Consider the following 9592-nt stretch of genomic DNA (forward strand, 5'->3'; position numbering starts at 1 on the left):
TCTCCGTACCAGCCCGCCTTCGTTCCGCCCTCACCATCCGCTACCATCGGCTCGAAGCTTTCGAGGCGTGGAAATCCGCGGCAAATGCCGCTTGATCAACGACCGGCATGCCAGCTTTCAAACTCGGCGAGTTATCGTGACAACACCAGCGCGACTGATTCACCAAAGGCCGCCGCTGGCTTGGCGGCCGAAGACGTCAGGTCTTGCGCGCCTGCATCACCATGCGGCCCAGCAAGAAGGCTGACAACGCCAGCATCACCAGAGCAATAGGGGATTTCAGCAGGAAATATGGGTCACCGCCCGACGCGGTAAAGGCCCCGCGCACCAAAACCTCCAGCGTTGGCGCCAGCAAGAAGCCGATTACGAAGGGCAGGATCGACACGTCCAGGCGCCGCAGCACGTAGCCGATCAGTGCAAAGACCGACGCCGTAAGCAGCCCGAGATACCCGCCATCCTGCGCGTAGGCCGCAGTAAGCGACACCATAAGGATAACAGGCAGCATCACTGACTTGGGAATCTTCGCAAGATGGCCCAGCACACCCATCAGCATCGCGCCGAAGGTCCAGTTCCAGAAATTGGCAATCATCATCATCGTGAAGATGCCGAATGCCGTGACCAGGCCTGCGTTCAGTATCGTGTCGAATCCTTCGATCTCACGGATCGGCGTGAACTGGAAGACCTGCGGACCGAATGCGAAATCGCCAATCGTCTCCACCGCCAGGATGATGAAGACCGCCGCCGAATTGCCCGGGATACCTAGACTCATTACCGGGATGAGGTTCGCCCCCGACACGGCCGAGTTGGCCGATTCCGTGGCCACCACGCCGGCCGGCACACCGGTACCGAAAGCTTCTGGCGTCTTCGATGCGCGTTTGGCGCTGTCGTAGCTAAGGGTTGCAGCGGTGGTCGTGCCAATACCGGGCAGTGAGCCGATCAGCGTCCCGATGGACGCCCCACGCAGGATGCCTGGCAGCATCGCAGTCCGCTCACCCCATGTCAGGCGCGGCCCCATCTTAGGGCGCTTACCGTCGCTTGAGGACGCGTCGTCCCGGTTGTTACGAATGTCCTCCATTGACACCAGCACCTCCGAGATCACCAGCACCCCCAACACCGCGGAGGTCAGCGGCAGGCCGTTGCCCAGTTCCGGCATTCCCATGGTCAGGCGCGGTCCGTTGCCCGACATTGCGGACCCGATCAATGAAACGAACATGCCCAGCAATCCGCCCAGCAGCCCCTTCAACGGGGCCTTTCCCACTACCGCGGCCATGAAACACAGCGACAGGATTATCAGCGCAGATTTTTCCGGCAGGCCAAGAATGCGTTCGACCGTCAGCGCGATGGCCGGCGCAGCAATAAACAGCGCGAGGTCGGAAAAGTTGTCTCCCAGAACCGACGAGAAATGTGCGGTCTGGATCGCCTTTCGCGCATGCCCCTTGGCCGCCATCGGATAGCCATCCAGCGTGGTCAGGAAGGCATCGGGTGTACCCGGCGTGCGGAACAGTATCGCCGGCACCGCGCCACCGACGGTCGCGCCTTTCATAATACCCAACAGGCAGCCCAGAACAGGGTATAGCGCGTCATTCCCATAACCGAAAATCGACACCAAAATTGGCAACGCAATCGCCATGGCAAAAGGGCCAGACATGCCTGGGATTGCCCCGATCAGAACGCCGGTCAGCACCCCGATCAACACCATGAGCACTGGCAGCAGGGTCAGCCCGCCTTCCGACCCTTCGAAAACCGAGGTGATACCCAGCTGTATGTACTGAAGAACGAGATCCATTCTGTAGGCGCCCTATAGATCGGCATTCGGCGGCAGGTGGACGTTTTCCAGAAGAATGTCGAAAACCAGGACAAGCATAAGCACGACCCCAAGCGCCACCAGCACGTGGAGCAAGCTCAGCCGACGACAGGTAAGCCGGATGAAGCCGCAGATTAGAAGGAAACCACCAACGACGAACCCCGATACATTGAAGGGAAACGTAGCCGATGCGGCCCGGTATCCGCTGAAAGCTGTCAGTCCTGCCTTGTTGGTCAGCCAGACGACCGCAGGCCCGGTAAGGTTCATCAACATTATCGACATGCCTGTCAGCAAGATGACCAGTATCAGGAAAACTAAATTGTCGGCGCCAACATGTCCGACAGGTTCACCGCTCGCGCCTGGACGCGGGCGCAGTTGAGAAAAAATAAGTAGAATTGCCAGTGGGACCATGAGCCCCACCAGCAGAACCGGGAAGAATGCATCGCCTGGAACGGTGCGCCCGGTCAGGTTTTTCTGCATGAAACCGCTACCGATATCCTGAGGAAACCAGACCGTCAGGCACAGGGCGACAAAGCCCAGTACTACAAGCCCAAGCCAGAGATTCCAGCTCCCGCCCTGCCCTTCTCGAGCATCGTTTTCCACAGGAGTCCCGGTCACTCGGCCAGCGCTTTCATCATGTTGACGTTGGTTTCGTAGGTGGTCATCACCTGCGAGCGTAGTTCGTCACCGCTGGTCAGGATCGGTGCCGGCGGATACTGCTTTTCGATGAACTGGCGGGTTTCGCTCTCCGGGTTGTTGAGAATCTCGGCGACCACGGCGGCGATCTCATCCCGGATTTCATCCGGGACGCCGGCCGGCCCGGTGATGATGTACTGGTAGCCGAGGTTCAGATCGATGCCCGCATCCTGCAGGGTGGGTTTTTCCGGGGCCAGCGCAACCGGCGAAGTCTCGGCTGAAGCCAGAATGTTCAACTCGCCGGCTTCGACCAGAGGCTTCTGCACGCCGCCGCCCCAGCCGACATTTGCATCCATAGAAACCAGTGCGTTAAGCGCTCCGCGGCCACCCTTTGTGCGGAGATGATTCACATTGATATCCAACGCACGAGCGACGATTTCGGCGCCTGCTTCTACCTGCGTACCCCAGTTGGCCCATACAAGTTCTTCGCCTGCATCTGCCGCAGCCTTCAGATCGTCCAGTGTTTCCCAGCCACTCTCTGCACGCGCCAGCACAGCCATTTGCGACCCTGCAGTCGTGGTAACGTAGGTGAAATCTTCAGGCGATAGGTTGTCACTGTTCATCGGCGCGAAGTCGTAGGTGGTAGTTATTGCAAAACCAAGCGTCTGGCCGTCGGGCTCCTCGCCCTTGAGCTGGGCAGACATCACGGTGCCGTCCTCACCCGCCTTGTTCTCCGGCAGGACTTTCCATCCCCGCAGCGCCTCGATCTCCTTGGCAAGGGTACGTCCCTGCACATCGGTTCCACCACCGGCACCGTAGCCGATCCAAAGACGGATTGGGCCATCGGGGCTCCATTCCGCCGCAGCGGGAGCTGCCAGCAACGTCAGTGCCGCGCCCATGACTATCATCTTCTTCATCACTCAATCTCCACTGTTGTGATATATTCTTCCGGTCACAGGACCGACTTACGTTCTGCCAGTTGCATGGGCCTGTGCCCGCGCGGCAGTTCAAACCGCTGAACAATCTGCAATCGATCATCACGGTCAAATTCATGTGCATCCCAAAGCATCCCCACGTGCGGCGCGGCCAGATCGAGGCTTTCACAAGCCATTCCGGAAAGCAGTTCGGCAGAAGCCGCGTGCCGAACCCTCGCGATGCGAATGCCGTAAGTTTCCCACAAAAGACGGTGATAGGACGCACCATGCAGCGTTTCCGTCTTCTCGTCAGGCATACCCTTCTGATACTCGACCGGCAGATAGAACGCGCTGAAGGTCGGCCGCTCGCCATCCACCCAGACTAGCCGGTCAATTCGGATAACCTCTTCCGCGTCGAACTCCGTCAGCAACGTTCCGTAGGTTTCGGTCTTCACCCGCGACACGCGCAGCACTCGCGTATAAGGCATCATCTCTTCGCCCGTTACAGGGTCTTTGAACCGGTAGATATGAACCTCCGGCACTTGGTTGCTGGCCTCAGCGATAAAGCTCCCTAGTTTGCGTCGGCGTACCACCAGCCCTTCTCCGACCATTCGCCCCAGAGCCTTTTGGACGGTGGAGAGGCCTACCGGTAGAGCCGCGCAAATCTCCGTTTCCTTTGGCAGGCGCTCCCCTGGGCGATAGTCGCCGGCACGAATGCACGCTGTGAACGCCTCGGTCAGACGCCGATATTTGACCAGTGTTGTCTCGGACGCCTTCCAATAGCCAAGCAAAGGCTCGAGTGGCAGGTTATCTGGTTTAGCGCTCATATTACGACGGTAATATTTTCATCAAGGGCTAGTCAACTACGTAGTTAACAAGATAAGATAATCATTAACAGTAAAGCTTTAGGAAAAAAGATGAACGATTGGGCAGTCGCCACCGGACACCCCCTCGGAACCAGGGCCGCGGAGCGGATTCTACGTGCTGGAGGCAACGCAGTGGACGCTGGCGTGGCCGCCGGGCTGACCCTCGGCGTGGTCCAGCCGGACCTCGTATCGATTGCCGGTGTCGCACCGATCATCATGTATAATGCGGCCACCGGTGACGTGACAGCACAGGACGGCGTCGGCGGCTGGCCAGCTGCGGCAGACGTGCACCGAATGCACCGAGATCACGGCGATCACGTGCCCGAAGGCATCCTTCGCACGGTGATCCCAGCCGCGCCGGCAAGTTGGATCAAGGCTCTGTCGGAGAAGGGAACACTTCGCTTTGCAGATGTTGCGGAAGAGGCGCTTGCTGCCGCTCAAGAGGGTTTCGAGGTCTATCCTCTCCTTGCAGATTTCATTGCCACGCGCCGAGGAAAATATGCGCGTTTTCCTTCCACCGCCGAGATATTTTTGCCGGACGGGAAGCCGCCCTTGGCCGGGGATACATTTTTCCAGTGTGATCTCGCCTGGACCCTCCAACAGATGCTGGACGCCGAAGCCGTCTGCCCCGGGGACCGCCGCGCAGGCCTCGCCGCCGCGCGCGCTGCTTTTTACCAGGGGCCAGTTGCAGAGCGAATCGTCGCATTCCACGCGGCCAACGGCGGGCTCCTGACCGCGACGGACCTGGCCGCCTACGACGTGCGCAGCGAAGCATCCATCCCGGTTCATTTCCGGGGGACGGAAGTTCATTGCTGTGGAGCTTGGTGCCAAGGGATCTCTATGGCCGAAACGCTCGCGTTGATCGAAGCGGCAGGGCCGGATGCGGCTCGTCGTGACGGCATGTTGGATCTGCATTTCCTGCTCGAAGTGCTCAAGCGCGTTTTTGCGGACCGGGAAGCCTATGTCACGGATCCCGATTATATGAATATCCGTCCGGAGGACCTACTGGACCGTGAGTTCCTGGCCGAACGGTTGGCCGGAATAACGGGTCAGTCGGAGCCGCTCCCGGCGCCCGGAAAATTCGTTCTGGCACCGACCGATGCCAAAGACGCCCCCTTCCGCGTTGGCTGTGCCGATACCACGCATATCAGCGTGATAGACGGTTCCGGGAACATTTTCTCAGCCACTCCGAGCGATCCCAGCTATGATACTGTGGTCATTCCCGGAACCGGCCTTTCGGTCTCGTCGCGCGGATCGCAATCGCGCAGCATCCCGGGGCATCTCAATGCTCTTGCCCCCGGCAAGAGGCCTCGTCTAACCCCCAATCCGATCCTTGCGCTGAAGGACGGCAAGCCGTGGCTGGCACTCGGGACGCCAGGCGGCGACGTGCAGGTTCAGGCAATGACACAGGTCCTGCTGAATCTTCTCGACGGTGGGTTATCACCTGCTGATGCGGTTCGTGCGCCGCGTGTCGCCACATATGCTTTCCCCGGCAGCTTTGCGCCACATGATGTGCATCCGAACAAAGTTCTCTACGAATTCGATCTGCACCCTGATCAGATCGCCGATTTGAAGGCGCGGGGCCACGACCTAGAGCCATGGCCGGCCGCCACGTGGATTGCTGGTGGCATCTGCCTTGCGCTGCGCGACGACAATGGCATCTACGCGGTGGCCGACCCGCGCCGCGCAGGTTCCGCGGCCACGAGTACAACTGTATCCGGTAAGATCACCTCGAAAGAATCATGCATTGACTGACCTGTCGTTAATCTCCTCTCCCGACGCGACACTCGAGAAAGCGCTCGGGCATTGCGCCGCCGTCATTCCAAACACCCTATTTACCGCGATGCGTTTTCACCAAGAAACGATGGAGGTAGAACGTGTCTATTCCAGCATGCCCGAGGCTTATCCGGTCAGCGGACGCAAACCCAAGCGGCGAACCGAATGGGGTGAAAAGGTTCTGATCGAGAAGCAAGTAAACTGCGGTTTCGGAGCCGATGACATCGCCTGGGCATTTGACGACCACGCAAAGATCCTCGATCTCGGGCTCAACGCCGTTCTGAACGTACCTGTCGTTGCCGGAAACCAGGTAATCGGCACGATCAACTATCTGCGCAATGCCATACCTTTTTCTGCAGCGGAGGTTGCGACTGGCAAAGCCTGCGCGGAATTCCTTGCCATGCGCCAAAAGATCTGAAGACACTCAATCGTGTTCCCGGCATTGCCAACTTATTTGCATCCGTCCGAATGCGGCCTGATCCGCATCCGTCAAGCGGTCATTTCGAGTGCGGAGCCGTTCCAAAGATCGAAGGGACTGATGCTGTAACCGCCGCCCCCCCCCCCTGACGTCACTCTTGTGTCAGGGTGGGTCATGTTTGATCCAATTAGGAGGACGGTTATGTCAAGGCTTGTTACTGTTGGTCTGGGATTGCCAACTTGTTTGCGGTGCGGCGCTTGGTTAGGCGTTGGGTATGAATATGCCATCCTCCATGCCGCGCCTGAAAGGCTACCGCTTCCCTCGAGAAATCGTCGCATATGCCGTCTGGGTCTACCATCGCTTCGCGCTCAGCACGGCGGATGTCGAAGACCTTCTCGCCGATCGGGGTGTGATGGTCAGCCGGGAAACGATCCGGAAATGGGTGAACCGCTTTGGCCGCCACTTCGCCGATTGTATCAAACGGGACAGACCTGCTGCGATCGACAAATGGCATCTGGATGAGGTCATTATCCCTATCAACGGCAGAAAATACTGGCTCTGGAGGGCGGTCGACGCGAACGGCGACGTGCTTGATATTCTCGTTCAGCCACGACGCAACGCCAAAGCTGCAAGACGTTTCTTGGCAAGGCTGATCGACCGATTCGGTGAACCCCGTGCCGTGATCACGGATAAGCTTCGCAGCTATTTCAAGCCGATCCGGGACCTGGCACCGGGCGCGGATCATCGTGCGCACAAAGGCTTGAATAACCGGATCGAAGGATCACACAGGCCAACACGAAAACGAGAGAAGTTGATGGGACGGTTCAAATCTCCCCGGCAGGCACAGAGGTTTGTTGCGACACATGATCAGATCAACATCGTTTTTCGCCCACGACGCTATCAACTCTCCGCCATCTCATATCGTCACGCCAGGGCCGATGCGCTCGACCTCTGGAGAGGCTATGTTGCCGAAATGACCGCCTGACAGAGGCAGAGGGCTCGCTCCTCTCAAATAGGCGAAAACAAGTTGGCAATCCCTTGGAGGGCCTACACACTCGAAACGACCGCATGACGAGCGCGGGTCAGGCCGCATTCGGGCGGATTCAAATAAGTTGGTAATGCCACCCGCCAAAGTCGTTCTCAATTGGTAGGTTTTTACTCCGCCGAATGGATGCCTTTCGCCCACCGTAGAAAGGCGGTGGGCAGCCGTCGAAAAGATCTCTCAGCTCGCAGCCATGTAGGCATGGCTCGCCCGGAGCACCACATCGTCCTGGAACTGCCGACCCGCCAGCATTAGCCCGACGGGCAGCCCCGAGATCCCGTGGCAGGGCACCGAGATCGCCGGATGCCCGGTCAGGTTGAAGGTAGCGGTATTGCGCACCATGTTGAGCGCTTGGGTGATATGGGTGCGGCGGTCGCTCACGGCGTCCGGGATCGCCGGATGCGCAGTCTGCGGTGTTGTCGGCATCAGCACGAGGTCATACTTGGCGAATACCCGATCGTAGGCCGCCGTCAGCTGCCGTGCGAGGTTCTGCGCCTTGCCGTAAAACAAGCCGTCATATTGGTCCGACATGTAATCGTAGAGCAGCACCCCGAGCTTTGCTGTCGCCGAGAAGTCGCCGCCATGGGTCTTCACCGCCCGCCGCATTGCTGACATCAGGCGGGTGTTGAAATGGCCCTTGGTCTGGTAGGCGGCGTGACCGTGGTAGAAGCTGTCGACCCCGCCCTCTATGGCGACGGCGTTCCAGATCGGCACGGTCCACGCATGCTCTGGAAGCGAGACGCTCTCGACTCGTGCCCCCGCATCGGCGAACACCCGGGCGGCCTTGCGCACCGCATCGTCGACCTCGGCCATACTATCGGGCGTGCCGAAGCCGTCCTCGATCACCGCGATGGAGAGATCGTCGACCCGCCCTGTCAGCGCCGCACGGTAGTCCGGCACGGTGATCGTTCTCGGCTGGCGGGGGTCGATGGCTGTGTCGTCCACGCCTGCGATCACGCCGAGCATCAGAGCCGCCTCCTCGACGGTCCGTGTCATCGGGCCGATGTGGTCAATGGTCTGGTCAAAGCCGACGATGCCGGTATAGGGTACTAGCCCATGTGTCGGCTTGTGCCCGACAATGCCCGACCACGACGCCGGGATGCGGATCGAGCCGCCCTGATCGCCGCCGAGCGCAATGTCCACGAGTCCGGTGGCGGCCGCAATCACCGAGCCGCAGGAGGAACCGCCCGCCGCATGCCCGGGTTCGGCCGGATTCTGGCCAGGACCGTAGACGCTGGTGTGCCCAGCTCCGGAGAAGGCGAAATCATCGGTGTTGAGTGTTGCCGTGATCCGCCCGCCGGCATCAAGGATGCGGCGCACCACGGTTGCGTCGATCTCAGGCGTGTAATCATAAAGCAGCCGCGAGCCGCAGGATATCGGCACACCTGCCACCGCAACCGTATCCTTGACGCCGATCCCGAGCCCCTCGAGCGCATCGCCCGACGGCGTCACTGCACGCACCTCGCAGAATCGCACCACGCCGTTCAGCGGGTCCTCGTCACGGGTTGGACGGCGGCCCGGATCGCGCACTGCCTTGATCACCGGGTAGGAGGGCTCAGGCAAGGCGTCGAGTGCGTCGTAGCCGCCGAGCACATCATTGCAGAGCGCGAGATAGTCCTCCCTTTCTACCTCGGACAGATCAAGGTCACGTATCAGGCTGATGCGTACGATATCTTCGGTTGAGAGCCGTCTGACAGTCATGATTGTGCTCCTTGTGTTGGTCGACGATCTGTTGTCGGGGCCCGCCCGATTGTGCCGACAGCGCGGCCTTGTTGCATCGATCACGGTTGATCTGATAACTAAGCACTTTGTCATGATCCCGGATAAGTTCAACGCCGCCCGGCGGCACAAGTTTGTGAAGAAGCGGTATCGGGTGACGACTTGGGCTGAGTATAATGAAAGGCTTCGGCAACGAGGTGACCTAGCCCGGATAATTCACGACACCTGTATGATTGGCCGTGAGACCATGTTTTGCGCGAGGGTGCCATGACGAGCTCGAGCGTGATCTGCGTCCGAGTTTGAAAGCTGGCATGCCGGTCGTTGATCAAGCGGCATTTGCCGCGGATTTCCACGCCTCGAAAGCTTCGAGCCGATGGTAGCGGATGGTGAGGGCGGAACGAAGGCGGGCTGGTACGGAGA

General features: G+C 59.6%; 8 protein-coding genes. 3 read left to right on the plus strand and 5 right to left on the minus strand.

Annotated elements, in window-relative coordinates; translation table 11 throughout:
- Positions 1 to 196: 196 nt before the first annotated feature.
- Genes BHD06_RS21770 through BHD06_RS21785 form a run of 4 tightly spaced genes read right to left on the minus strand, consistent with a single transcriptional unit; the run spans position 197 to position 4178 of the window.
- On the minus strand, positions 197 to 1783 hold the full coding sequence (locus tag BHD06_RS21770; protein WP_080459054.1) for a tripartite tricarboxylate transporter permease: 1587 nt from the start codon (positions 1781 to 1783) through the stop codon (positions 197 to 199).
- Between the two features lie 12 nt (positions 1784 to 1795).
- Positions 1796 to 2419, minus strand: a complete 624-nt coding sequence (locus BHD06_RS21775; protein ID WP_080459055.1) for a hypothetical protein — start codon at positions 2417 to 2419, stop codon at positions 1796 to 1798.
- The gene (locus BHD06_RS21780) at positions 2416 to 3354 is read right to left on the minus strand and encodes a tripartite tricarboxylate transporter substrate binding protein (RefSeq protein ID WP_080459056.1); all 939 of its coding nucleotides are present in this window, start codon (positions 3352 to 3354) and stop codon (positions 2416 to 2418) included. Before BHD06_RS21780 ends, BHD06_RS21775 begins: the two co-directional genes overlap by 4 nt.
- Positions 3355 to 3389: 35 nt before the next feature.
- Positions 3390 to 4178, minus strand: a complete 789-nt coding sequence (locus BHD06_RS21785) for a GntR family transcriptional regulator (RefSeq protein ID WP_080459057.1) — start codon at positions 4176 to 4178, stop codon at positions 3390 to 3392.
- 90 nt (positions 4179 to 4268) lie between these two features.
- On the opposite strand from BHD06_RS21785, the gene BHD06_RS21790 reads away from it, so the two are divergent.
- The 3 genes from BHD06_RS21790 to BHD06_RS21800 all read left to right on the plus strand — a co-directional run bounded on the left by BHD06_RS21790 (position 4269) and on the right by BHD06_RS21800 (position 7396).
- On the plus strand, positions 4269 to 5972 hold the full coding sequence (locus BHD06_RS21790) for a gamma-glutamyltransferase family protein (RefSeq protein ID WP_080459058.1): 1704 nt from the start codon (positions 4269 to 4271) through the stop codon (positions 5970 to 5972).
- Entirely contained in the window at positions 5965 to 6411 is a 447-nt protein-coding gene (locus BHD06_RS21795; RefSeq protein ID WP_080459059.1) for a diguanylate cyclase, read from the plus strand. The genes BHD06_RS21790 and BHD06_RS21795 overlap by 8 nt, the downstream gene beginning before the upstream one ends.
- 274 nt (positions 6412 to 6685) lie before the next feature.
- The gene (locus BHD06_RS21800; protein WP_080459060.1) at positions 6686 to 7396 is read left to right on the plus strand and encodes an IS6 family transposase; all 711 of its coding nucleotides are present in this window, start codon (positions 6686 to 6688) and stop codon (positions 7394 to 7396) included.
- A 237-nt stretch (positions 7397 to 7633) separates the two neighbouring features.
- Here the strand turns inward: BHD06_RS21800 and BHD06_RS21805 are convergent, their stop codons facing one another.
- Positions 7634 to 9154: an amidase gene (locus BHD06_RS21805; protein WP_176214462.1), complete on the minus strand. Its 1521-nt coding sequence runs from the start codon at positions 9152 to 9154 to the stop codon at positions 7634 to 7636.
- Positions 9155 to 9592 lie beyond the last annotated feature (438 nt).

It is taken from the genome of Roseovarius sp. A-2 (genome assembly GCF_002072155.1).
In the GTDB taxonomy this organism is placed as follows: domain Bacteria; phylum Pseudomonadota; class Alphaproteobacteria; order Rhodobacterales; family Rhodobacteraceae; genus Roseovarius.

Bases quoted from the DNA above. Each gene is read 5' to 3' on its own strand.
- BHD06_RS21770 (WP_080459054.1), bottom strand. From the start codon at position 1,783: ATGGATCTCGTTCTTCAGTACATACAGCTGGGTATCACCTCGGTTTTC.
- BHD06_RS21780 (WP_080459056.1), bottom strand. From the start codon at position 3,354: ATGAAGAAGATGATAGTCATGGGCGCGGCACTGACGTTGCTGGCAGCT.
- BHD06_RS21785 (WP_080459057.1), bottom strand. From the start codon at position 4,178: ATGAGCGCTAAACCAGATAACCTGCCACTCGAGCCTTTGCTTGGCTAT.
- BHD06_RS21790 (WP_080459058.1), top strand. From the start codon at position 4,269: ATGAACGATTGGGCAGTCGCCACCGGACACCCCCTCGGAACCAGGGCC.
- BHD06_RS21800 (WP_080459060.1), top strand. From the start codon at position 6,686: ATGAATATGCCATCCTCCATGCCGCGCCTGAAAGGCTACCGCTTCCCT.
- BHD06_RS21805 (WP_176214462.1), bottom strand. From the start codon at position 9,154: ATGACTGTCAGACGGCTCTCAACCGAAGATATCGTACGCATCAGCCTG.